This window comes from Streptomyces sp. SID14515 (assembly GCF_010548505.1).
In the GTDB taxonomy this organism is placed as follows: Bacteria; Actinomycetota; Actinomycetes; order Streptomycetales; family Streptomycetaceae; genus Streptomyces; species Streptomyces caviscabies.
Genome location: NZ_JAAGMH010000143.1, coordinates 160,123 through 183,325, shown reverse-complemented (window position 1 = coordinate 183,325; position 23,203 = coordinate 160,123). Strand labels below are relative to the sequence as shown.

General features: G+C 72.1%; 19 protein-coding genes, 1 tRNA gene and 1 pseudogene. 7 read left to right on the top strand and 14 right to left on the bottom strand.

The window, feature by feature from the left end; genetic code table 11:
• Positions 1-163 precede the first annotated feature (163 nt).
• From G3I54_RS34980 to G3I54_RS34970, 3 genes are all read left to right on the top strand, one after another.
• Positions 164-757 carry a class F sortase gene (locus tag G3I54_RS34980; RefSeq protein WP_203687673.1) on the top strand — a complete coding sequence of 198 codons (594 nt, stop codon included), beginning with the start codon at positions 164-166 and terminating at the stop codon, positions 755-757.
• 136 nt (positions 758-893) lie between these two features.
• Positions 894-1,874, top strand: coding sequence for a sphingomyelin phosphodiesterase (gene sph, locus G3I54_RS34975; RefSeq protein ID WP_164620906.1), 981 nt, complete (start codon positions 894-896; stop codon positions 1,872-1,874).
• A gap of 117 nt (positions 1,875-1,991) precedes the next feature.
• Positions 1,992-3,899: a hypothetical protein gene (locus G3I54_RS34970; protein WP_203687641.1), complete on the top strand. Its 1,908-nt coding sequence runs from the start codon at positions 1,992-1,994 to the stop codon at positions 3,897-3,899.
• On the opposite strand, the gene G3I54_RS34965 is transcribed toward G3I54_RS34970, so the two are convergent.
• On the bottom strand, positions 3,814-5,976 hold the full coding sequence (locus G3I54_RS34965) for a tetratricopeptide repeat protein (RefSeq protein WP_164620904.1): 2,163 nt from the start codon (positions 5,974-5,976) through the stop codon (positions 3,814-3,816). The two genes, G3I54_RS34970 and G3I54_RS34965, sit on opposite strands and share 86 nt — an antisense overlap.
• Before the next feature lie 204 nt (positions 5,977-6,180).
• On the opposite strand from G3I54_RS34965, the gene G3I54_RS34960 reads away from it, so the two are divergent.
• Positions 6,181-6,990, top strand: coding sequence for an N-formylglutamate amidohydrolase (locus G3I54_RS34960; RefSeq protein ID WP_164620902.1), 810 nt, complete (start codon positions 6,181-6,183; stop codon positions 6,988-6,990).
• Between the two features lie 133 nt (positions 6,991-7,123).
• Here G3I54_RS34960 and G3I54_RS34955 read toward each other — a convergent pair whose 3' ends face one another.
• From G3I54_RS34955 to G3I54_RS39880, 6 genes and pseudogenes are all read right to left on the bottom strand, one after another.
• Positions 7,124-8,140, bottom strand: a complete 1,017-nt coding sequence (locus G3I54_RS34955) for an alpha/beta hydrolase-fold protein (RefSeq protein WP_164620900.1) — start codon at positions 8,138-8,140, stop codon at positions 7,124-7,126.
• A 57-nt stretch (positions 8,141-8,197) separates the two neighbouring features.
• Positions 8,198-8,704 (bottom strand): RICIN domain-containing protein, encoded by a 507-nt coding sequence (locus tag G3I54_RS34950; protein WP_164620898.1) that lies wholly within the window; start codon positions 8,702-8,704, stop codon positions 8,198-8,200.
• A 194-nt stretch (positions 8,705-8,898) separates the two neighbouring features.
• A complete protein-coding gene (locus G3I54_RS34945) occupies positions 8,899-10,143 on the bottom strand; it encodes a VWA-like domain-containing protein (RefSeq protein ID WP_164620896.1) in 1,245 nt (414 codons plus the stop codon).
• Positions 10,140-11,429: a MoxR family ATPase gene (locus G3I54_RS34940; protein ID WP_164620894.1), complete on the bottom strand. Its 1,290-nt coding sequence runs from the start codon at positions 11,427-11,429 to the stop codon at positions 10,140-10,142. Before G3I54_RS34940 ends, G3I54_RS34945 begins: the two co-directional genes overlap by 4 nt.
• Positions 11,430-11,569: 140 nt before the next feature.
• A complete protein-coding gene (locus G3I54_RS34935; RefSeq protein WP_164620892.1) occupies positions 11,570-13,024 on the bottom strand; it encodes a hypothetical protein in 1,455 nt (484 codons plus the stop codon).
• A 151-nt stretch (positions 13,025-13,175) separates the two neighbouring features.
• A pseudogene (locus G3I54_RS39880) lies at positions 13,176-13,458 on the bottom strand (glyoxalase).
• Between G3I54_RS39880 and G3I54_RS34930 the strand changes: the two are divergent.
• On the top strand, positions 13,391-13,588 hold the full coding sequence (locus tag G3I54_RS34930) for a hypothetical protein (RefSeq protein ID WP_164620889.1): 198 nt from the start codon (positions 13,391-13,393) through the stop codon (positions 13,586-13,588). The pseudogene G3I54_RS39880 and the gene G3I54_RS34930 sit on opposite strands and share 68 nt — an antisense overlap.
• A gap of 113 nt (positions 13,589-13,701) precedes the next feature.
• Here G3I54_RS34930 and rbsD read toward each other — a convergent pair whose 3' ends face one another.
• The 5 genes from rbsD to G3I54_RS34905 form a co-directional block, all read right to left on the bottom strand.
• Positions 13,702-14,091, bottom strand: a complete 390-nt coding sequence (gene rbsD, locus G3I54_RS34925; protein WP_164620887.1) for a D-ribose pyranase — start codon at positions 14,089-14,091, stop codon at positions 13,702-13,704.
• Positions 14,088-15,011, bottom strand: a complete 924-nt coding sequence (locus tag G3I54_RS34920; RefSeq protein WP_164620879.1) for a ribokinase — start codon at positions 15,009-15,011, stop codon at positions 14,088-14,090. Before G3I54_RS34920 ends, rbsD begins: the two co-directional genes overlap by 4 nt.
• Before the next feature lie 92 nt (positions 15,012-15,103).
• Positions 15,104-17,059 (bottom strand): substrate-binding domain-containing protein, encoded by a 1,956-nt coding sequence (locus G3I54_RS34915; protein ID WP_164620877.1) that lies wholly within the window; start codon positions 17,057-17,059, stop codon positions 15,104-15,106.
• Positions 17,049-18,617 carry a sugar ABC transporter ATP-binding protein gene (locus tag G3I54_RS34910; protein ID WP_164620874.1) on the bottom strand — a complete coding sequence of 523 codons (1,569 nt, stop codon included), beginning with the start codon at positions 18,615-18,617 and terminating at the stop codon, positions 17,049-17,051. Before G3I54_RS34910 ends, G3I54_RS34915 begins: the two co-directional genes overlap by 11 nt.
• Positions 18,614-19,630: a LacI family DNA-binding transcriptional regulator gene (locus G3I54_RS34905; RefSeq protein ID WP_164620872.1), complete on the bottom strand. Its 1,017-nt coding sequence runs from the start codon at positions 19,628-19,630 to the stop codon at positions 18,614-18,616. Before G3I54_RS34905 ends, G3I54_RS34910 begins: the two co-directional genes overlap by 4 nt.
• 321 nt (positions 19,631-19,951) lie before the next feature.
• Here G3I54_RS34905 and G3I54_RS34900 point away from each other — a divergent pair, with 321 nt between their 5' ends.
• Positions 19,952-20,311, top strand: a complete 360-nt coding sequence (locus tag G3I54_RS34900; protein WP_164620870.1) for a hypothetical protein — start codon at positions 19,952-19,954, stop codon at positions 20,309-20,311.
• Positions 20,312-20,395: 84 nt separating this feature from the next.
• Here the strand turns inward: G3I54_RS34900 and G3I54_RS34895 are convergent.
• Positions 20,396-20,483: transfer RNA gene (locus tag G3I54_RS34895), tRNA-Leu, on the bottom strand.
• Between the two features lie 175 nt (positions 20,484-20,658).
• On the opposite strand from G3I54_RS34895, the gene G3I54_RS34890 reads away from it, so the two are divergent.
• Positions 20,659-21,963: a DUF2254 domain-containing protein gene (locus G3I54_RS34890; protein ID WP_164620868.1), complete on the top strand. Its 1,305-nt coding sequence runs from the start codon at positions 20,659-20,661 to the stop codon at positions 21,961-21,963.
• A gap of 95 nt (positions 21,964-22,058) precedes the next feature.
• Here G3I54_RS34890 and G3I54_RS34885 read toward each other — a convergent pair whose 3' ends face one another.
• Complete coding sequence (locus tag G3I54_RS34885; protein ID WP_030076100.1) at positions 22,059-23,153, bottom strand: sugar phosphate isomerase/epimerase; 1,095 nt, start codon at positions 23,151-23,153, stop codon at positions 22,059-22,061.
• Positions 23,154-23,203 lie beyond the last annotated feature (50 nt).

Sequence of the window (23,203 nt, the reverse complement as noted above, 5' to 3'; positions counted from 1 at the left end):
ACCACCGCTGACCGTGGCGCCGCCCCGCACCGGGGCGGCGCCACGCCCGCTCACGCCCCGCCCGGCCCGCTCCTCCCCTCGCCACCTCACCCCGATTCCGGAGCCCTCTGTGCAGTCGCCGTCGCCATCCCGTACGCCCCACCGCTTCCGGCGGACCGCCGCCCTGTCGACCGCCGTCGCGGCCTGCGTCGCGCTGACCGGATGCTCGTCCGCCGAGCCCTCCGCGACCACCGCCGCTTCCCCTTCCGCGTCGGCGCGGGACGAGTCGGGCTCCGGATCGACCGCGCCGCCACGGGCCGATGAGCCGGAGCGCTCGGCTCCCACCGAGGTCTCCATCCCCTCGATCGACGTACGCAGCACCCTCATGAAGCTGGGCCTCAACGCGGACGGCACGGTCGAGGTCCCGCCCGCGGAGAAAGGCATGACGGCGGGCTGGTACAGCGGCGGGTCCACGCCCGGCGCACCGGGGCCGGCCGTACTGATCGGCCACAACGACACCCGCTTCGGCCGGGCCGTCTTCCACGACCTCAAGAACATCCGCGAGGGCGCCGAGGTGCTGGTCCGCGACGGGAGGGGGAAGACCCTGCGCTTCACGGTCACGGGCAAGGAGGCGGTCAGCAAGAAGGCGTTCCCCACCGAGAAGGTCTACGGCCCGACGAAGGACAGCACGCTGCGGCTCATCACCTGCGACGGGGAGTTCGACGCGGAGGGCCATCCGGTCGACAACCTCATCGTGTACGGCGCCCTCGACCGGTAGGCGGCGTGCCCGGTCCGGGAATCCGGATGGCAGCCGTCCGGACAGACTCGTGCCACCCGATGTCTACCCGTGGGTAACTGCCGCTGCTTTGATGGGTGGCACCCGGTACGCCCCCCACCGACCCGCAGGAGATTCCGTGCCGAACACCGCCTTCCGCCGTCTGACCGGCGTGGCCCTGTCCGCCACTCTCGCATCCGTCACCCTCGCCGTGAGCACACCGCAGGCAGCGGCTGCAGAGACCCCCGCGCTGCGGGTGCTCTCGTACAACGCGTTCCTCTTCAGCAAGAACCTCTACCCCAACTGGGGCCAGGACCACCGCGCGGCCGAGATCCCGAAGACCTCGTTCTTCCAGGGCAACGACGTCGTGGTGATCCAGGAGGCCTTCGACAACAGCTCCTCCGACGCGCTGCTGCGGAACGCCGCCGCCCAGTACCCCCACCAGACCCCGGTGGTCGGCCGGAGCAAGAGCGGCTGGGACGCGACGGGCGGTTCGTACGCGGCGGCGACGCCGGAGGACGGTGGCGTCACCATCCTGAGCAAGTGGCCGATCGTGCGCAAGGAGCAGTTCGTCTTCAAGGACGCGTGCGGCGGCGACTGGTTCTCGAACAAGGGCTTCGCGTACGCGGTGCTGAACGTCAACGGCGCCCGGGTCCACGTCGTCGGCACCCACGCCCAGTCGACCGACCCCGGCTGCTCGGCGGGCGAGGCGGCGCAGATGCGCAGCCGGCAGTTCAAGCAGATGGACGCGTTCCTCGACGCGAAGAACATACCGGCCTCGGAACAGGTCGTCGTGGCGGGCGACTTCAACGTCGACGGGCACTCGGCCGAGTACGCCTCGTTCCTCTCCGACGCCGGCCTCACCGCACCGGACGCCCGGACGGGCCACCCGTACTCCTTCGACACCCGCGACAACTCCATCGCCTCCGAGCGCTACCCCGACGACCCGCGCGAGGACCTGGACCACGTCCTGCACCGCGCGGGCCACGCCAAGCCGTCGGGCTGGAAGAACGATGTGATCAAGGAGGAGAGCGCCCCCTGGACGGTGTCCAGCTGGGGCACGAACTACACGTACACGAACCTCTCCGACCACTACCCGGTGATCGGTTCCGGCCGGTAGCCGCACCTTGACGCCGCCGTCCCCTTCCGCCCCGCGCCGGAGGGGACGGCGGCATCGCCCGGCTCCTGCCGATATATCGTGGCCAGCGCTTGTGTCCGGAAGCGCGAGAGGGCCGGTATGGACGAGGGTCAGGACCAGTGGATACGGGTGCCGGTCGGCGACGACGCGGCACGCTGGGCCACGCGGGTGCGATGCCGTCGCGTGCTGCTCGTCGTCCACAACGTCACCTCGGCGACCCGCCTGCTCGACGTCCTGCCGCTGTTCCACGACGACCTCGGCGTCCAGCTCCTCGCCACCTGCACGGGGTCCTCGGCGTTCCGCTCGGGCATCGCCGACCTGCTCGCGGACACGGGGGTGCCCGTACTGCCGTGGGAACAGGCCCTCGCGACGCCGGTGGACCTGGCGATCTCGGCCAGCTTCGGCGGCGAACTCCAGGCGATTCAGGGGCCGTTGGTCGTACTCTCGCACGGTATCGGCTATACCAAGAGGCTGGCGGCACCGATCGCCGGACATCGGCTCGCAGGCGTCGGGCGCGGCGAAGGCCCTCGCAGCGTCCTTCCGCCCGTCTTCGGGCTCTCGCCCGACTGGCTGCTCTCGGAGGGTGCTCCCCTTGCCGACGCCCTCGTCCTCTCCCACCCGGAACAGTTCGACCGGCTGGCCGCCGCCTGCCCCGAGGCGCTGCCCACCGCCGTTCTCGCGGGCGACCCCTGCTTCGACCGGATGCTGGCGGCCCGCCCGTACCGCGAGCGGTTCCGCAGGGCGCTCGGCGTGCGGGGCGGGCAGCGTCTCGTGCTGCTCAACTCGACCTGGAGCCCTCAGTCGTTGCTGGGTGATGGCGGCGGAGGCGGGTGCGGATCCGGTGACGATGTGCTGCCCGCACTGCTCCCACGGCTCACCTCGGAACTTCCCGCCGATGAGTACCGCGTCGCAGCCGTCCTCCATCCGAACATCTGGCACGGTCACGGCCCCGGCCAGATCAGGGCCTGGCTGGACCGGGCCAGGCGCAGCGGCCTGGCGTTGGTCGACCCGCTGGAGGACTGGCGCCAGGTCCTCATCGCGGCCGATCTGGTCATCGGGGACCACGGCTCGGTCACCTATTACGCCGCCGCGCTCGGTACCCCCGTGCTCCTCGGGTCCGCGCCTCTGGACGGTCTCGACCCGGACGCCCCCATCGCCGACTTCATCCGGACCGCGCCCAGGCTGAACGCCCGGTCGCCCCTGCGCGGCCAGGTCGACGCACTGATCGCCGGCCATGTCCCGCAGTCGGGCCCGATGCGCTTCACGTCCTCCGTGCCCGGCGAGGCGGCGGTACGGCTACGGCGTGCCTTCTACGAACTGATGGCCGCCCCCGAGCCGTCGGGCCCCGCCCTGCTCGAACCGCTGCCGCTGCCGGTCCCGGAGCCCGCTCCCCGTACGGCTCCCCTGTGGGTGCTGACCCGTTTCCTCGCGGGGCCGGAGGTCGTCGTGACCCGGTACGCCGACCCCGCCCGGGAGCCTGCCGGGGAGGGGGACGCCCACCTCGCCGTTCACGAGGACACCCGCGATCCGGGCCAACTCGCCCTGGCCGACGTCGTCTTCCGCGACGGTTCCCCGGACGACCAGCGGTTCGGTCCACCCGGCCGGTGGGCCGCCGAGGTGCTGACCCGGCACCCGCACTGCGCGCTCGCGGCGTACGTCACGGGGCCCTCGTCCTGCGTCGTCCGGACCGGCGACGGCGCCCTGCTCCGGCTCACCGCCGGAGCGGAGGCCGACGCGGACCCCTCGATCTACGCGTCGGCGGTGCACGCCTGGCTCGCGGCGGGCAGGACCCGCGCCGCGCTGGTCGCGGACGGCCTCACCGTCCGCACCGGCAGCACCGCCCACGACGTGCTGGTCACGGCCGAGCCGGACGAGCCCGCGACGGGCGGAACGCGGCAGCGTCCCCGCCCCGCTCCTCCTGCTACTCCCGCCGACCGGAGCACCGCTCACGCAAGCGGCGCAGATACTCCACGTGCTGGTCGGCGTTCTCCTCGGACAGGATCCTGATCGCCTCGTCGACCAGCGGCAGCGCCTCGGCGGACTCTTCACCGGCCAGCCTGATCTCCGCCAGGTCCGTAAGAGCGCGGGCGGTGTTGTACGCCTCGCCGCGCGCCCGGAAGGCGGTCAGCGCGCGCTCCACGTGCTCCTGGGCCTCGCCCAGCCGCCCGAGGCCACGCAGGGCCCGGCCCCGGTGGCGTTCCAGCAGAGCCCGCGCCCGGGGCACGTCCGCCGCGCCTTCGTCGTCGGGGCCGATGCCGTCGAGGACGGCGTACGCCTCGTCGAAACAGTCGTACGCGTCCGCGAAGCGCCACTGCCGCAGCCGCAGCAGCCCCAGGAACTCGATCGCGGAGGCCAGCCCACGGGTGTGCCCCGCCTCCCGCTCGTCGCGCGCGGCCGCCGCCGCTTCCGCACCGGCCTCGTCTCCGAGCTGCAACTCTCCGAGTGTGTGCGCCAGTTGTGCGTGAAGAGCGCCTGCGGCCCGGCTGCCGGGGAACTGTGCGTCGGCGACGGCCGCCCCGGTCCGCAGCGCCGGGAGCAGCTCCTCGTGGTGGCCCGCCTTGAGCTGGAGCGGCCACAGGGTCCGGCAGAGCGTCACCACCGTGTCCGGCTTTCCGAACTCCTCGGCGGTCGCGACGGCTTCGACGAGGTTGGGCAGTTCGACAGCGAGGCGCGCCACGGCGTCTCCCCGCCCCTCGTAGACATCGCCCGGGCCGTCGGCCACCGCGTCCGGCACCCGCCAGCTCTCCGGAAGCGCGGCCCGCGCCGCCGTCACGGACAGCCGGAGATAGTGCTCCACGGCGCGGGTCGTGGCCGCCGAGCAGCCGGCGATGCCCTCCTGGCGGTACGCCATTTCCTCGGCGTGGGCGCGTACGGCGGGCCGGTAGCGGTAGCGGCCGTTGTCGGTGTGCTCCAGCAGCAGTGCGTCGGCCAGCGTGCCGAGCAGTTCCTCGGCGGCGTCGGTGTCGATGCCCGCGACCTGTGCCGCCGCCTCCGCGTCGAAGGCGGGCCAGTGCCGCAGCCCCATGAGGCGGTAGAGCCGGGCCGCGTCGGGCCTCAGCAGCCGGTAGGCGTCCTCCGCGGCCGTACGCATCGGGTCGCTGTCGCTCATGGTGAGGCCTCCCGTCGGTTCGTGATGGGTTTGTGGGGACGGAGCAGTCGCGGTGAGCGGTCCGGGGGCGAGGAGTCGGGGCGCGGCGGCGCGCAGGGCGTACGGCGATCCGCCGCAGCGTGCCAGCACGGCGGGGAGCGCCGCACGGGCCGAGCGCATGACCTGCTTGCCCACGATCTTGGTGAGCAGGCGGGCCGCGTCCCGGTCGCTGAGGGGCCCGACGGGCACCGGGAACGCGTCGAGGCCGGGGAACGGGCGCCGGGCCACGACCAGGGTGAGAACGGAGGGTGCGGAGGTGAGCAGCGGTGAGATCTGCGCGGCGGACCGGGCGTGGTCGAGGACGAGAAGCAGTTTGCGGTCCGCGACGATACGGCGGAAGGCGTCGACGCGCTCCGGCTCCGAGGCCGGGATCTGCTCGTCGCGCAGCCCGAGCCCGCGCAGCAGTTCCCGCAGGGCGCTGCCGGCGGTGTGAGCGCTGCCCGCGCCGCGGCGGCCGAGGTCCACGTAGAGCTGTCCGTCCGGGAAGAGGCTTTCCGCCCGCCAGCCCCAGTGCACGGCGAGGGCGCTGGTGCCCATGGAGTCGTCCCCGTACAGCAGGGCGACCCGGGGGCGGCCGTCCGCCTTGCGGCCCGCCTCGCGGTCGAGCAGCCTCATCGCCGTCTTCCGGTCCGTGAAGAAGCGTACGGAAGCGGGCAGCCTGGGCCGTCCGATCGTGGTGCCCGTAGTCTGCACGCTGCGGGCGAACGTGTGCCAGGTCCGGGCGAGTTCGGGGTCGCTGTGCACACTGTCGTGGATGATCCGCGCCACGGCCTCCCGGTCCTCCGGCCGGGTCGGCGCGACGACCTCGCGTCCGGCCATCCGCCGTACCAGCCCGCCGGCGGTTTCCCAGGCCCACTTGCCCGCCTCGCTCGCCACGCCCGACCCGACAGCGCCGAGGACGGCCGTGATGGCGGCCATCGATATGGGATCCAGCATGCGGTGCGCCCCCTGTTCCCGCCGGTTCGCCCGGTGCACCCCTCCCGGGCACCGCCGCGACCGATCACAAGGATCAACGGTATCTGCTGGACGGGCTGCCAGGAGAACGGCGCGGCCGTCCGGCGGCTTCCGGGGCGGTCGGGGATGGCGGGGCGGTCGGGGATGCTGGTGCGGGAACGAACGAAGCACACCGAAGGAGTACCCGTGAGTGATCCGCAGCAGCCGTTCACGCTCATCCCGGGGGCTGCCGACTCACCGGTCCTCCTGCACGTACCGCACGGCTCCCGTCACCTCCCTCAACAGGTCCGCGCGGGCATCACGTTGGACGATGCCGCCCTGGAACGCGAGCTCGACCACATCACCGACGCCCACACCGCCGAACTGGCCGCCGCGGCGGCGAGGACCGCACCGTCGACCCCGTGGCGCTTCGTCAACAACCTCTCCCGGCTGGTCGTCGACCCCGAGCGCTTCCCGGACGAGCGGGAGGAGATGCTCGCCGTCGGCATGGGCGCCGTCTACACCCGCACCACCCACCGCGAACAGCTCCGCCCGCCGCAGACGGACCCGGGCCCGCTGCTGGCGGCGTACTTCCACCCGTACGCCGAAGCGATGACGGCGGCGGTCGAGGCGCGCCTCGCCGCCGCGGGCCGCGCGGTGATCATCGACGTCCACTCGTACCCGACCGCACCCCTCCCCTACGAACTCCACGGCACGGGCCCCCGCCCACCCGTCTGCCTGGGCACCGACCCGTTCCACACCCCGCCCGGGCTCCTCGCGGCGGCGGAGAAGGCGTTCGGCGGCCTCGTCGGTCGCGACGGCATCGGGCACGACACCCCGTTCGCCGGTACGTACGTTCCGCTCCGGCACTACGGAACGGACCGCCGGGTCAGCGCTCTGATGATCGAGATCCGCCGTGACACGTACATGAGCGAGCCGGGCGGCCCCGCGGGGCCGGGGCTCGACACGCTGGCCGGGGCGCTGGCGGAGCTGGTGGGGCTCGTCGGGCTGACGTGAGCGTTCCTTCCGCAGCGCAGGTGCGCCCGTGCGTTCGTACGCGGGCGAGCGCCCCGCCCGCGCCCCGGCCGCGAAGCCGAGGCGAGGGCAGGGGCCGAGGCCGCGGCCGCGGCCGGGGCTCCGTTGTCCGCCGCTACGCCTTGCGGAGCCGGCCGATGATGCCGTTGAGGTCGTCCTCGAAGATGCGGCGGTCGACGTAGTGGCCACCACCCCGCTCGCGCCACTCGTGATGGATGCCCGCGCGGTCGAGGAAGCCGCGGAACTCCCGCTGGGTTTGGAGCACGCCGACCTCGTTGAACGTGTCGAACCAGTTGACCGGGTCGGGGCTCGTGCCGGCGGCCAGGAAGATCCGCTTGCCCCGGTAGCTCTCCAGCCGCTCGATCGGGTTGTCCGCGGTGACCCTCGCCTGGTCCCAGAACGGCGCGCCGTAGATGGTGCCGCCGCCCAGCTCGACGGCGGCGGACGAGGCGTTGGCCCAGTGGGTGACCGCGCCGTTGACTCCGGCGACGGGGCCGCGCAGGCTGGCCGGGCCGGAGTGGGAGCTCACGGAGGCGAAGTGGCCCCAGTACTTGGCCGCGTACTTCAGGGCGCCGAAGCCGCCCATCGAGAAGCCGGAGACGGCGCGGCCGTCGAATTCGGCGTACGTCCGGAAGTTCGCGTCGATCCACGGGATCAGCTGCTCGATGTGGAAGTGCTCCCAGTTGCGGGGGCCGACGTTGGTGCTGACCGGGTTGGAGTACCAGCCCGCGCGTCCGCCGTCGGGCATCACCACGATGATCGGCTTGCCCGCGGTGATCGCACGGATCTCCCTGCGGTCCCAGGAGATGAAGTCCTCCTCGCCGCCGTGGAGCAGATAGAGGACCGGGTAGGTGCGCCCGCTTCCGTGGTAGCCGTCGGGGAGCAGGACGTTGACGGCGGGCGCCCAGCCAATAGCGGCGGTCTCGAACCGGTAGTACCACATGCGGGGGTCGTGCTCCATGCGGTCCACGATGCGCAGTCCGAAGCCGTCACCGGCCGCGGCTCCCCGGGTGGCCGCGGTCGCCGACGACGCCGACGCGAGGACGCCCGCGCCACCGAGGGCCAGGGCCGCGGAGACCCCTCCGACGGCCCGGAGGAGGTTCCTGCGGGTGGGCGGCTGCTGGTCGTTCAACGTGATCTCCTGTCGCGAGGGTTCATGGTGCGGGTCGGTCAGCTCGTCGAACCGGTATCAGAACCAGCTCTGGAACGCGGTGTCGTTGCACGCCCAGGTGCGGAAGCCCAGGCTGCTGTCGTCGATGCACCGGCCGGTGGCCTGGTTCTGGAACCGGATCGAGCCGTCGTTCCAGACCTTGACCCACCAGCTCTGCTCCGGGCTGGAGTTGCACGTCTGCACGGTGCGGAAGCCGTTGGCGGTGTCCTCCATACAGCGGGCCGTGTTGACGCTCCGCAGTTGGCGCGTGCCGTCGTTCCAGGAGATGACGTTCCACTTCTGCGCATTGCTTTCGTTGCAGCTCCAGGTGCGGAAGCCGTTGTCGGTGTCGTCGATGCACCGGCCCGTGGCCTGGTTCTTGAAGGACTGGGCGTCGTACGGGCTCACAAGAGCCACGGCGTCGGCCGGGGCCGACGAGGACGCGGACGGGGCGGCGGCTGCCAGGGCGGCCGGCGCCTGGACGAGGGACACGAGGGCGGCGAGGGCAACAGCCCCGCCCGCCAGGATTTTTCGCGTACTGCGCACGTCTACGCACGCTTCCTTCCCGTGGTCGAACCAACGCCCGATGCCGATGGTTCCGCTGGTGCGCAATGTATTCACCGGCCCCCGTGCCAGGGCATCCGGAACGATCCGGAGTGACAGCGCTTAAGGGCGCCTGACGCTACATCGCCACCCGCGCGAACGCGCCGGGTAGAGCCTGTTGCCGCCTGGCGGTGGCCTCAACCGATCTCCACGACCCGCGCCCACGCCGGAGGCCTGTCCGGAACGTAGTCGGGGTCCTCCTCGTCGTACGACCGGCTCCTGCTCTGACGCGCGAACAGGCCGATGACGGTCCGGCACGCGGGTTGCTGGGCGGGCCAAGGCGTCTGACCGTCCGTCAGGACGACGATGGCGTCGGGCCTCGGGTGCGACCGCAGCGCCTTGGCGAAGCCCGTACGCAGGTCCGTGCCGCCTCCGCCCACCAGCGGGATGCCCTCGGCCTGGCACAGCGGGTGGACGACGCGGGTCGCCGCGTCGCAGGCGAGGACGGTGACCAGGTCGCGGCGGCCGCCCACCGCGCGGGAGATGGCGGCGACTTCGAGGAGGGCACTGCCCAGTTCGGCGTCGCTGACCGAGCCGGAGGTGTCGATGACGACGGAGACCCGGGGCGGTCTGCGTCGGAGGCTCGGCAGGACGACGCCGGGCAGTCCGGTGGAGCGACGCGACGGACGGCCGTAGGTGTAGTCCTCCCCCGCGCCGGGCCCCGAGGCCGCCGAGCGGAGAGCGGCGCCCAGCAAGTCCCGCCAGGGCTGCGGAGGATGGAACGCCTCCTCCGCCCACCGCTTCCACCCCTTCGAGGCGTTTCCCGGCCGGCCCGTGATGCCCTGCGCCACCCGGAAACGGACCGCGTCCTGTTCGTGCGCGCTGAGCCCGTGCGCGCCGTCGGGCCCCAACTCCCATTCCCTCTCCAGCCCGTCCGCGCCGCTTCCGCAGTCCAGCCAGGCGAGGTTCTGCGTGCGCGGGCCGAGCCGGAACTGGTACAGGTAGTCCTCCATCAGTTCGCCGCGCGGCAGGTGCAGCGTCGACGGGTAGATGATGCCTTTCGGGCGGGCCAGGCCGTCGCCGTACACGTCGTCGTTGATCTCGCAGTCGGCGGCGATGTTCATCCGCAGCCGCTCCCCCGGGCCGGTCAGCCCACGCTGCCGGGCGACCCGGTCGCTGCGCCCGTGGTGGTCGCGCAGCAGGTGCGACACCTCGTGGACCCAGACCCCGGCCAGCTCCTCCACCGGGGTCCGGGCCACGAAGGACGGCGAGACGTAGCACCGCCAGTGGCGGTCGACGGCCATGGTCGGCACCCGCCGTGACTCCACGGTGTGCAGGGCGAACAGCGCCGTCGCCAGATAGGGGCGGGCGCGGGCGGCCTGCAGTCGGGCGGCGAAGAGCTTGTCCAGGTCGAGCGCGCCGGGCGCTTCCGTCGTCGTCATCGGCCCACCGTCGCCGGGGACTTGGCCTTCGCGGCGACCCGGGCCGCCGCGCGGTCCGCGCGCCCGGACAGGGACACGACGCCCGCGAGCCGCTCGATGGCCGCCGGTACGTCCCAGTCCTCCTGGCGCAGCGCGGCGAGCGTCGTGGCGGGAACGACCACCAGGTCCGGGGCTCCGGTCTCCAGCGCCCGGACGAGCAGCGCCCACGCCGCGTCCCAACGGGCCCGGTCCGGGCGGGTACGGACGGCCGCGACGACCCCGTCCAGCGCGGCCTGGCGGAGATCGCCGCGTTCGGGCAGGACCGCCCCCGCCGGGTCGGCGAGGAGGCCCTCGGGGTCCGGAAGGTCCATCCGGTCCAGGCTCGCCAGCAGCTCCAGCCCAGGGCCATCCCCCACCGTGCCCCTGACCAGCAAGGACAGCACCTCCTTGGAGGATCCGGCGGCGGTCGCGAAGGCGATCAGGCTCAGCGTCATGTCCCAGCTGCGCGGCGAGGGCCACGGGCCGCCTCGGCGTGTCTCCGTGCTGGGCAGCCGGTGGACGAGCGTGGGCCGGGCGGAGAGGAGCCCGCACACCGCGCGCCGGGCGAAGCCCACGGCTTCGGGCAGCTTCTCGGGGTCGAGTCGGGGCAGCGTCGCGCGGGGCCAGGTGCCGGCGAGTCCGCGTACGACGACCTCGTGGTCGTGGGTCCACTGGAGGTGGACGAACCGGTTGGCGAGCGGCGGGCTCAGCTCCCACCCGTCCGCCGCCGAGGAGCGCGGGTTGGCGGCGGCCACGATCCTTACACCGGGCGGGAGTTGGAGGGCGCCGATGCGCCGCTCCAGTACGAGACGGAGGAGCGCGGCCTGCACGGCGGGCGGCGCGGTGGACAGCTCGTCGAGGAACAGCAGCCCCTTCCCCGCCCGTACGAGGCGGACGGCCCAGTCCGGCGGGGCCATCGGCACCCCCTGTTCGGCGGGGTCGTCGCCGACGATGGGCAGCCCGGAGAAGTCGGACGGCTCGTGCACGCTGGCGATGACCGTGGTCAGCGGCAGGTCCAGGGAGGCGGCGAGCTGGGTGAGGGCCGCGGTCTTGCCGATCCCCGGCTCACCCCAGAGCAGCACGGGCAGATCGGCGGAGACCGCCAGGGCCAGCGCCTCCAGCTGGATGTCGGGGCGCGGCTCGGTGGTGGTGTCGCGAAGCAGGCTCATCAGCGTGTCGGCGACGGCGAGTTGGGAGGCGGAGGCGGATTCCGTGAGCGCGGGAGCGGAGTTCGCGAGCGCAGGAGCGGACGGGCTGTTCGAGAGCATGGGTGATCACCTGAGGGTATGCGAGAGGGCGGATGAGCATGGGCGCGTACGGGCGTGGGTGAGGGTGAGGGTGAGGGTGAGGGTGAGGGCGGGAACAGGTCACGGAGCAGGCAGTGTCGACGGGCCCCGAAACCCCGGGTTCAGCGGACGGCTGTGTGACGCGAGCGCTGTGCCCGGCGCGGACGGGGGTCGACGGGGCGGCGAGGATCCGAACGGCGGCGGATGGGGCCGGGCCCGAGCAGGTCGGCGCGGAACAGCCCGTAGGTAATCCGCCGTTGCGCGGCGGCCTCCAGTTCGTCCCGCAGAGGACCGCTCCTCAGCACCGCTCCGGGCCCGAGCAGCCCCTCGACGACGGCCAGCGCACCGGCGATGTCCCCGTGGTCGAGACGTTCCCGGACACCGGTGAGGCAGTCCGGTCGCCGGTGCGCCTCGTCGATGGCCTGGAGGCAGGGCAACGGAGTGCCGGTCAGGGCGACCAGCAGTTCTTCGCGCCGGATCTCGGCCGGGTCGTGGTCCAGTGGAGCGAGCGCCCCTTCGACCAGGCCGATCCGGTGCTGAGCCCCCCGGCACTCCACGAGGCGCGGCGCTCCGGCCGGTCCGCCGGTACGGGGGCGAGCCGATACCGGACCCGGCGGCGGCGGATCCGGCACGAGGGCCCGCGCGACCAGCGGGTGCAACTGACCGGCCTCGATCGACCCGGTACGGAGCAGATCGAGGTCGGGCAGCACCCAGGTGGCCGCGTCCGGCAGCACCGGCGAGGTGGACGCACCCGGGTCCGGGGTCACGGCTGCGATCCGCGCGACTTCCGTTCCGCGGCCGCCCTCCTCCCCGGCGTCCACGTACAGGAGAAGCCGCCGCCGACCGCCCAGCCGCACGCTCACCGTTCCGCCCGGCCCCAGCCCCTCGGCACGGAGCAGGGTCGCCGCCTCCGCCGCCCACCGTTCGACGGCGCAACGGCGATCCGGCGGCACGACGCCCCATAGATTCGGGTCGACACCCCGGGCAGCAGGGCTGCTTGACGAGGCGTCAGCACCACAACGGGTCCGTAGCTCATCGACCCTGCGCGCATCCCACAGATGCCGGTGCAGGTCGAGACGGTAGCGGCGGTTCGGATGCGGATGGGGGTGACGGCGGGCGCCCGGTTCGGTGTGCGACCCGTCCCACAGCGCAAGACTGATCCGCTGCCCGGCGTCCGCCCAGGCGGGCGGGGTCCGGACGACCAGACGCAAGGGGCTCGGCCCGTCGCGCTCGGGTGGGTCGTAGCGGGCCAGCGCGATCGTCAGCCCCGGGCGCAGCAGCCCGTGCGGGGCGATCCTCGGCAGGTGCCAGCGCAGCAGGTCGGGGGCCAGATGGCGAAGGTCCGCCCGGATCCGGGCGGCGAGTTCCCGACCGTGGCTGCGCACCACGGAACGGAGGCGGAAGTCGATGTCGACGCCTGCTGCGGCGCACGCTCCTGCCCAGTCCCCGGCCTCACGGCGGGCGGTCGCAGTCTCGATCATCGTGGCCGGCACGGCGTACTCGCGTACGCGCGGCCAGAAGGACGGGAAGGATGGAAAGGATGGGTGGAAATCCCGATTCGCGGTCGAAGTGAGCATCAGCACTCACCTTGCGCGGACGGGTCCCCCAATCTGTTCATGGAGTGAGTCATCGCGGGAAGCGTAGCTCGCCCCGATGGGATGTGCCAGGAATTTTCCCGCGGCCCGAATTCCCCCACCCTGCCGCGCACTTCGCTTCGCACGGGTCGGGTCACCCCTCGGCGGGCGTGACCCATTCGACGAACTGGACGATCACGCCGTGGGGGTCGGTGACCTGGAAGAGCCGCTCGCCCCACGGCTCTTCGCGCAGCGGCGTGGTGATCTCGACGCCCTAGGCGCAGCAGGACGATGTCGACGGCGGCGTCCTCGCGGGCGAGCGAGGCGAAGTCCTCGGTGGCGGCCGCCTCCTGGTAGCCGAGGTGCTCGGTGAAGAACGTCTTGGAGGCGGCTACGTCGTCGACGTCGAGGGAGACGGTGGAGGTGGCGATGTGCACGGAGCTCCTTGCACATCTGACGCTCGCCGGGCGGACCGACGCGGAGATGGCCGCGGTCGTGGCGGCGGAGGCGGAGCGCTCCCTCGATCTGCTCGTGCCCTCGCTCGGCGACTACGCCGTGGCCGACTGAGCGGGGACGGGACGGCTGTGGAGCGGGGCCGGGAAGGGACGGCGGAGGGAGGAGGGCGGGCCACGTACCGCGTAGGGGGCGGCCCGCCCTCGTACCGGCGTCGGGTCAGTCGCTCAGAAGAAGACGCCGCACCGCAGCAGCACGTTCGCGTACGGCCGGGCCTCCCCTGTCCGTACGACCAGGCGGGCGGCCGGTGTCAGCGCCTTGAGGTCGTCGTGCGGGACCAGTTCCAGCCAGGGGAAGTGGCCGTCCAGGAGCGCTGCGGCCTCCGGGTTGGCCTCGCGGATCTCCTCGGCGGCCGTCGCTCCTTCCACGACCAGTTCGTCGAGCAGGCCGTCCAGTACCTCGGCGAACGACGGGGTCCCGGCGCGGAAGGCCAGGTCGACGACGCGGGGGCCCGGTGGGATCGGCATACCGGCGTCGCAGACCAGGACGGTGTCGCCGTGGCCGAGTTCTGCGATCGCGCCGGCCAGGTGGCGGTTGAGGATGCCCGACTTCTTCACAGCGCGTCGACCTCCTCCAGCGTCGGGAACGACTCCTGCGCCCCCCGTGCCGTGACCGCCGCCGCGCCCACCCGCACCGCGAAGGCCGCCGCCTCCCGCAGGTCGTCGCCACGGCCCAGCCGCCAGGCGAGGGCCGCCGTGAACGCGTCCCCGGCGCCGGTCGTGTCGACGGCCTCGACCTTCGGGCTGACCAGATGGTCCAGGGAGTCCGTACGGCTGTCGGCCACCAGGGCGCCGGCCGCGCCCAGGGTGACCACGACCGAGCGCGGGCCCAGCGCGAGGAGCGCCGGAACCCAGTCGTGCGGCGTCTCCCCCGCGTCCTCGCCCAGGATGTACCGCGCCTCGTGCTCGTTGACCACCAGCGGATCGCAGGCGGCGAGCACCTCCTCGGGGAGCGGGGCGGGCGGGGACGGGTTGAGGACGAGGCGGGTGTCCGGCCCCCGGCCGCGTACCGTCTCGGCCACCGTGTCCAACGGGATCTCCAGCTGTACGGAGATGACCCGGGCGGCAGCCAGCAGCGGGGCCGCCGCCCGGACGTCCTCGGGCGTGAGGCGTCCGTTGGCGCCGGGCGAGACCACGATGCTGTTGTCGCCCGAGGGGTCGACGGTGATCAGCGCGACGCCCGTGGGGGCCCCGCCCACCAGGACGCCGTCCGTGTCCACGCCGGCCGCGCGCTGGGTCTCCAGCAGCAGCCGTCCGTGGTCGTCGTCGCCGACCCGGGCGAGCAGGGCCGTCCTGGCGCCGAGGCGGGCGGCGGCCAGCGACTGGTTGGCGCCCTTGCCGCCGGGGTGGACGGCCAGGTCGGAGCCGAGGACCGTCTCGCCGGGCGCGGGGCGGCGCTCGACGCCGATCACCAGGTCGGCGTTGGCCGACCCGACGACCAGCAGGTCGTACCGGTCGTCGGGGTCGTTGTCGTGCATGTGCGTGCTTCCTGCTTTCGTCGGTCCGGGATCGCCGGAATCAACAGGCCGGTTCGCGGGGCGGGTTCAGGAGAACCGGTACGCGGCCCGGTTCAGGAGAAGTCGGCGACATTCTCGCGGGTGACGACCTTGACCGGCACCTTCACCGTGCTCTCGACCTTCTCGTCCTTCGCGGCCTTCACGGCGTTCTGCACCGCGATCTTGCCCAGTTCGGCGGGCTGTTGGGCCACCGACGCGTAGAGCGTGCCGGCCTCGACCGCCTTCAGGCCGTCCGGGGTGCCGTCGAAGCCGACGACCGAGACGGACTTTCCGGCCTTGCCGCCGAGCGCCTTGACCGCGCCGAGCGCCATCTCGTCGTTCTCGGCGAAGACGCCGGTGATGCCCGGGTGGGACTGGACCAGGTTGGTCATGACGTCCAGGCCCTTGGTGCGGTCGAAGTCCGCGGGCTGCTTGGCGACCACCTTGATGTCCGGGTACGCCTTGAGCCCCTCGGCGAAGCCCGCTCCGCGCTCGCGGCTGGCCGAAGTGCCCGCCGTGCCCTGGAGGATGACGATGCTGCCCTTACCCCCGAGCTTGTCGGCCAGCGCGTCGGCGGCGAGCTTGCCGCCCGCCACGTTGTCGGAGGCGACGAGCGTGGCGGTGTCCGCCTTGTTGACGCCCCGGTCGGCGGCGATCACGGGGATGCCGGCCTTGTTGGCGCTGCGGACACCCGGGCCCACGGCGTCGGAGTCCACCGGGTTGACGATGATGGACGAGACTCCCGAACTGGTGAAATTCTGGAGCTGGTTGGCCTGCTGGGAGGCGTCGTTCTGAGCGTCGGTGACGGTGAGGTCGACGCCCGCCTTCTTCGCCTCGGCCTGTGCGCCGTCCTTCATCTGCACGAAGAAGGGGTTGTTGAGTGTGGAGAGGGACATGCCGACCTTCGTCGTGCCGCCGGAGGAACCGGAGTTGAAGAAGGAGACCGCGCCGACGACGACGGCCACACAGAGCGCCGCCCCGCCCAGTTTGAGCGCGTTCCTGCGACCGGACCCGGGTGCGCCGGGCGCGGCGCCCGCCGAGGAGGCCGCTCCCGAACCGGCCTTGCGGCGCAGCGTGTCCAGCAGTACGGCGAGTGCGATGACGACGCCGATGACGACCTGCTGCCAGAACGCCGACACGGACAGCAGGTTGAGGCCGTTACGGAGGACGGCGAGGATGAGCGCGCCGATCAGGGTGCCGGACGCCTTGCCGACGCCACCGGCCAGGCTGGCGCCGCCGATGACGACGGCGGCGATGGCGTCGAGTTCGTACCCCTGGGCGGCCTGCGGCTGCGCGGAGACGAGGCGCGAGGCCAGGACGATGCCCGCGACGGCGGCGAAGAGGCCGGACAGGGCGTAGATGACGATCTTCTGGCGCTTGACGCGGAGTCCGGAGAGCCGGGCCGCCTCCTCGTTGCCGCCGATCGCGTACATCGAGCGGCCGATGAACGTACGGCCCAGGATGAGCGCGGTGATCAGGCCCATCGCGATCATCACGAGGACCGGTACGGGGAGCCAGCCGCCGAGCGTGTCGCCGAGCCGCGAGACGGACTCGGGGAAGGCGATCGGGCTGCCCTGCGAGATCACGAGGGAAAGGCCCCGGGCGATGGAGAGCATCGCCAACGTCGCGATGAACGGCGGGAGTTTGCCGTACGAGACGAGGGCTCCGTTCACGAAGCCGCAGGCGATGCCGGTGACGATCGCGAGCACGACCGCGAGGACGACGGGCACACCCGCAGACGTCGCCGACCAGGCGAGGACCGTCGCGGACAGGGCCGCCACCGAACCGACGGACAGGTCGATGCCCGCCGAGACGATGACGAAGGTGACGCCGAACGCGAGGATGGCGGTGACAGCGGCCTGGACGCCGACGTTCAGCAGGTTCTGGGTGGTCAGGAAGTCGCCGGAGAGCAGCGACATCGCCACCACCAGGACGACCAGGGCGCTCAGCGCGCCGTTGTCGAGCAGGACGCGGCGTATCACGGAGGTGCCCCCTGCGCCCGTGTCACTCTTGAGTGTCTCAGTGGCCACGGGGGCCCTCCTCTTCGTTCTTCGGTGCGGGGTGTTCGTGGGGCGCCGCGATGGAGACCGCGAGGGCCATCACCGCGTCCTGGGTGGCTTCTTCGGCGGAGAGTTCCCCGGCGATCCGGCCCTGGGCCATGACCAGCACCCGGTCGCTCATGCCGAGGACCTCCGGCAGATCGCTGGAGATCATCAGGACGGCGTGCCCGGAGGCGGTCAGCTCGTTGATGAGCTGGTAGATCTCGACCTTGGCGCCGACGTCGATGCCCCGGGTGGGTTCGTCGAGGATGAGCACCCGGGTGTCGGCCAGCAGCCACTTGCCGATGACGACCTTCTGCTGGTTGCCGCCGGAGAGGGTGCGGACGTGCTGGCCGAGGCCGGACATGCGGACGCCGAGCTGCTTCGCGATGCGGGCGGCGGCCGTGCGCTGCCCCTTGAGGTCCACGAGCCCGGAGCGGGTCGCGGAACGCAGGGTGACCAGGCCCAGGTTCTCCTGCACGGAGGCGTCGAGGACCAGGCCCTGGCCCTTGCGGTCCTCCGGCACGAGGCCTATCCCGGCGCCCATGGCCGCCGGGACGTCGTGCCGGGCGAGGCGCTCTCCGCGTACGTCGACGGTGCCGGCGTCGTACGGGTCGGCGCCGAAGACCGCGCGCGCCACCTCCGTACGCCCGGCGCCGACGAGTCCGGCGAGGCCGACGACCTCACCGGCGTGCACGTCGAAGCTGATGTCGTGGAAGACGCCGTCGCGGGTGAGTCCGCGCACGGACAGCAACGCCGCACCCGCGTCGGGGCGTTCGCGCGGGTACTGCTGCTCGATGCTGCGGCCGACCATGAGCTGGACGAGTTCGTCCTCGGGGGTCGACGCCGGGACCTGGTCGATGCTGCGGCCGTCGCGGAGGACGGTGACGCGGTCGCCGAGTGCGGCGATCTCTTCGAGATGGTGGGTGATGAAGACGATCCCGACGCCGTCCTCGCGGAGTTGGCGCACGATCGCGAAGAGCTTGTCGACCTCCTCGGAGGTGAGCACGGCGGTCGGCTCGTCCATGATCAGGACGCGGGCCTCAAGGCTGAGCGCCTTGGCGATCTCCACCATCTGGAGCCGGGCGATGCCCAGTTCACGGACCTTGGCGTCCGGGCGTACGTCGACGCCCACCCGGCGCAGCAGCGTCTCCGTGTCCTGGCGCATCCGTCGGTGGTCGACGAGCCCGAAGCGGCGCGGCTGGCGGCCCAGGAAGATGTTCTCGGCGACCGTGAGGTCGGGTACGAGGTTGAACTCCTGGTAGATGGTGGCGATCCCGAGCCGTTCGGCGTCCTGCGCGCCCTCGATGCGGACCTCGCGGCCCTCGGCCAGGATGCGACCGCGGTCGGGACGGTAGGCGCCGGAGAGCATCTTGATGAGGGTGCTCTTGCCCGCGCCGTTCTCGCCGAGCAGGACATGGACCTCGCCTCTGCGGAGGTCGAAGTCGACGTTGTCGAGCGCCACCACGCCGGGGAAGGTCTTGCGCAGACCTTCGATGCGCAGCAACTCGTCCGGTGCGGTCACCCGTTGCTTTTCCGGTGCGGTCACCGGTCGCTCCTCTGGTTCGTTGCGGACCCGCCGCACGAGCGGCGTGCGACGAGGCGGGCGGGCAGGGTGACGGACTGCGGGGTCCGTCCTTCGATCAGGTCGGCCAGCGCGCGCACGGCGGCCCGTGCCAGGTCCGCGGTCGGCTGGGCGATGGCGGTGATCGGCGGATCGGTGTGGACGAACCACGGGATGTCGTCGAAGGCGGCGAGCGCGATGTCGTCGGGGACGCGCAGGCCCCCGGCCCTGATGGCGTCCAGCGCGCCGAGCGCCATCAGGTTGTCGGCCGCGAACACGACCTCGGGCGGTTCGGCCAGCGCCAGAAACCTCTCGGTGGCCCGGCGGCCGCTGGCGGCCTGGAAGTCGCCCTGCCCGATATAGGCGTCGGGCAGGGCGAGCCCGAGCTCCCGCATCGCGTCCCGGAAGGCCTCGACGCGCTCGTTGCCGGTGGTGGTGGCAGCGGGCCCGGCGATAATGGCGAGCCTGCGGTGACCGAGTCCGTGCAGATGCGCGACGAGGTCCTTGACCGCGCCCGTACCGTCGGCCCGGACGACGGGAACGTCGACGCCGGGGATCCAACGGTCCACGAAGACCATCGGCGTACCGCTCAGCGAGACCTCCCGCAGCACCGGGGAACCACCGTCGGCGGGCGACACGAGAAGCCCGTCGATCCTGCGGTCGATGAGCGTGCGGATGTGGTGGTCCTGGAGCTCGGGCCGCTCGTCGGCGTTGCCGATGATGACGCTGTAGCCGAGCGCGCGGGCCTCCTCCTCGACGAAGCGGGCCAGCTCGGTGAAGTACGGGTTGAGCACATCGCTGATGACCAGGCCGAGGGTGCGGGTCTGGGCCGTGCGCAGCGAGCGGGCCACCGCGTTGGGCCGGTAGCCGAGCGCCTCGACGGCGGCGAGGACGCGGGTACGCGCCTCTTCGCTGACGGACGGATGGCTGTTCAGCACGCGCGAGACCGTCGCGACGGACACACCCGCCTCGGCCGCGACATCCTTGATGCCCGCCATGTCCGGACCACCTCCTTGTGGTTTCCGTACACCTCGAAACCTCAGGACGATCGGTGATGAACCGGTGAAACCGGCGGCACGACACCCTTGGAATCGATTACACGGATGATTGGAATCGATTACATGACTGAAAGCAAGACCCTGCTCCGCGTCCGAGACCTGATCGTGATGGGAGGGGGTGGGGGCGCGGGCCAGGCGGATCGCGCCGCCCCGCGCGTGCCGTCGCGCGAGTGGCGTCCTCGCCTGAGTGAGTACGGAGTCGCGCCCGGTTGAGTCATACGCCTCAGGCCCGGAAGGCGGGCGCCCGGCGAGGATCGGGGCATGAACCCCCGCGCGTACGACGCCCTCTACCGACCGACCCGGATCGCCCCTCCGCCTCGGCGCCCCGGCGTGGTGCTGCTGTCCGCGGTGCTGTGGCTGCTCACCTCGATCTCGGCCTCCTGGCTGTGCTTCCTGATCGGGATGACAGCGCTGTGGAGCGCGGCGGCGGGCGCGCCGGTCGGCGGCTTCCTGCTGTGCTGCGCCGCGGTCCTGTGCGCCGGCGCGGGCATGCTCGTCGCGGTCTGCCGGGCACCGGCGGTGCGGCGCATGTCCGGTGACGGACGCAGCCTCCTGCTGGGAGCTCTGGCCTGCCCGGTCCCCTTGGTCCTGGCGGTGACCGCGTGGTTCTCCGTCGGGTGACCGATTCCGCCGCGCGCCCTGCCCCGGCCCACGCCGCCGGCCCGCCCGGCAAAGCAAAAGACCCCACGTGAAGTGGGGTCTTGTTGGTGTCCGAGGGGGGACTTGAACCCCCACGCCCGATAAAGGGCACTAGCACCTCAAGCTAGCGCGTCTGCCATTCCGCCACCCGGACAAGGTGTCTGTCGTTCGCGGTGTGTTCCCCGCGGCGACATGGAAAACAATACCAGGGGTTCGGAGCACGTTTCACCTGCGTATCCGGTGCATATCTGGTGGTCAGTGCGGTGCGGCGTGCCGATGCGACCTCGGCCTCCCCGGTCCGTGGAGCTCCCGGGGCTACCTTCGCGTCCATGAGTGATCGCGGCTACCGCCGGCCCCGTCCGCTGTCCCCGCTGCGCGAGCATCTGCGTGACACGTTCTGGTTCGCCCCGACCATGGGGTTCGTCTGCGTGTTCGTCCTGTGGTTGATCGCCACCGAGCTGGACGACGCGATCGTCACGCTGTTCCGGCGGGAGGAGGCGTACGACGAGCTCGGTCAGCTCATCGCGTTCTCCCAGGACGCGAAGACGATCGTCACCACGATCAGCTCCGCGATGATGACCTTCATCGGCGTCGTGTTCAGCATCTCGCTGGTCGCGGTGCAGATGGCCAGCGGCCAGCTGACGCCCCGGGTGGTGCGGATCTTCGTCCGGAGCCGGATCAGCAAGCTCACGCTGACGGTGTTCCTGGCGACGTTCCTCTTCTCGCTGCTCGTCCTCTCCTCCTACGAGAGCGAGACCGACCCGCGCCTGGTGGTCTCGGTCCCGTTGGTGCAGAGCCTGCTCATCCTGGTGCTGCTCGGGCTGAGCCTCCTGCTCTTCGTCGTCTACGTGAGCGCGACGCTGCGGCTGATGCAGGTGGGGCCGGTCGTCGACAAGATCGCGCGCGACTCGTTCCGGGTGCTGGGCAGGATGCCGAGGGGGCCGCGCGGCGAGGACGATCCTGGGCCGGAGACCGCGCGGGTGACGCACGAGGGCCGGGCCGGGGTGCTGCGGGACGTGAACACCGCGCGGCTGGTCCGGGCCGCGCGACGGCAGGACGTCGTGCTGCGGCTCATCCCGCGGATCGGCGACTTCGTGGTGCCGGGGACTCCGGTGCTCGCCGTCCACGGCGGGACTGTGCCGCCCCGGCGCCGGCTCCGGTACTCGGTGTCTGTCTCGGTGGAGCGCACCCTGCACCAGGATCTGGCGTTCGGGCTGCGTCAGCTCACGGACATCGCGCTGCGGGCCCTGTCGACGTCCGTGAACGATCCGACCACCGCCGTGCAGTGCCTGGACCGGATCGTGCAGTTCCTCGCGGCCGTGGCGCATCTGCCGCTCGGCACCGTCCACCACCGGGACCGGGCCGGGCGGGTGCGTCTCGTGCAGGACGGTCCGGGGTGGGACGACCTGGTCGACCTCGCCTTCGAGGAGATCCGCTGGTGCGTCGCCGGGAGCCCCCAGGTGACGCGCCGGCTCATGGCCGGCCTCGACGACCTGCTGCTGCTCGCCCCTGAGGACCGGAAGAAGTCACTGGTCAGACATCGTGAGCTGCTGGTGCAGACGGTGGAGCGGAACGTTCCGGTGGCCGCCGACCGGGAGTTCGCGCTGCTTCCGGACCGGCAGGGCATCGGGTAGGGGCGGTGGCGCGGTGAGCAGGGCGGCGGCCGGGCCCGCCGGAGTGATTCCGGCGGGCCCGGCCGCGTACCTCGGTCGCCGCAGCGGCCCACGCGTCAGTCGCCGCAGCGGCCCTCGCGCAGGGAGTGCAGGTGCTCGCTCGACTTGCGGGCGAAGGCGAGCGACTCGACCGGGTTGTCGTGCTCGGTCTGCCAGTGGTGGTAGGTCCGGCCCTGATGGGTCCGGTGCGTGACCTTGGACAGGAACGTCTTGTAGTCGATGTCCCCGTCGCCGACGTCCGACATGCGGTAGCCGTCACGCGTCGTCTCGTCGCGGACGCCGTCCTTGACGTGGAACAGCGGATAGCGGTTCGGGTGCTTCAGGACGTACTTCAGCGGATCGAGCGGGGCCGGGCTGCCGTCCGCGCGCTTGCTGAAGCGGAACTGGGCGCAGAACGCCCAGTAGATGTCCATCTCCAGGTAGACGAGGTCCGGGTCGGTCTCTTCGAGCAGCACGTCGTAGAGGCGGACGCGCGGCTTGTCGGTCGCGAAGGAGAATTCCTCGGCGTGGTTGTGCTGGTAGAACTTCATGCCGCGCTTACGGGCGGCCGCCCCGTAGGTGTTGAAGTCCTCGGCCGCCCGCTTCCAGCCGTCCACCGTGTCGCCGTAGCGGAACGGGCCCGAGGCCGTGCCGATGTGCTTGAGGCCGAGCGCCTGGGCATCGTCCAGGACCTTCTCCAGGTTCTGGGCGAAGGTGTAGGCGCCGGGGTTGTTGTCGTCGTAGTAGCCGACGTGGCTGCCGATCGGGTTGAGGCCGTGGTCGCGGGCCAGCCGCTTGAGCTGGGCGAGCGTGATGGCGCCGGCCGAGCCCTGGGTGTAGCCGGCGAACTCGATCTCGTCGTAGCCGTACTTCTCCAGTTCGGCGAAGACGGGGGCGAAGCCCAGGGTGGAGACCTGGTCGCGGAGGCTGTAGAGCTGGATGCCGAGGCGGCCGGGCGGCAGGACGGGCTTGCCCTTGCCGTGGCCGTGCCCGTGGCCGTGGTCATGTCCGTGGCCGTGGCCCTTGCCGTGTCCCTGGCCGCGGTCGCGGCTGTCGGCCTGGGCGCTCGCCGTGCCGATGATCGTGGCGGCGGTGGCTCCGGCGGCGACACCGAGGATGTTGCGGCGGCTCAGTCTGCGGGCGAGTTCGGTGTCCTTGGAGGTGCGGCTCATGTTCGCGTGACTCCCTTGGTGACCTGACGGGGTGGGTTGCGGGGTGAGTG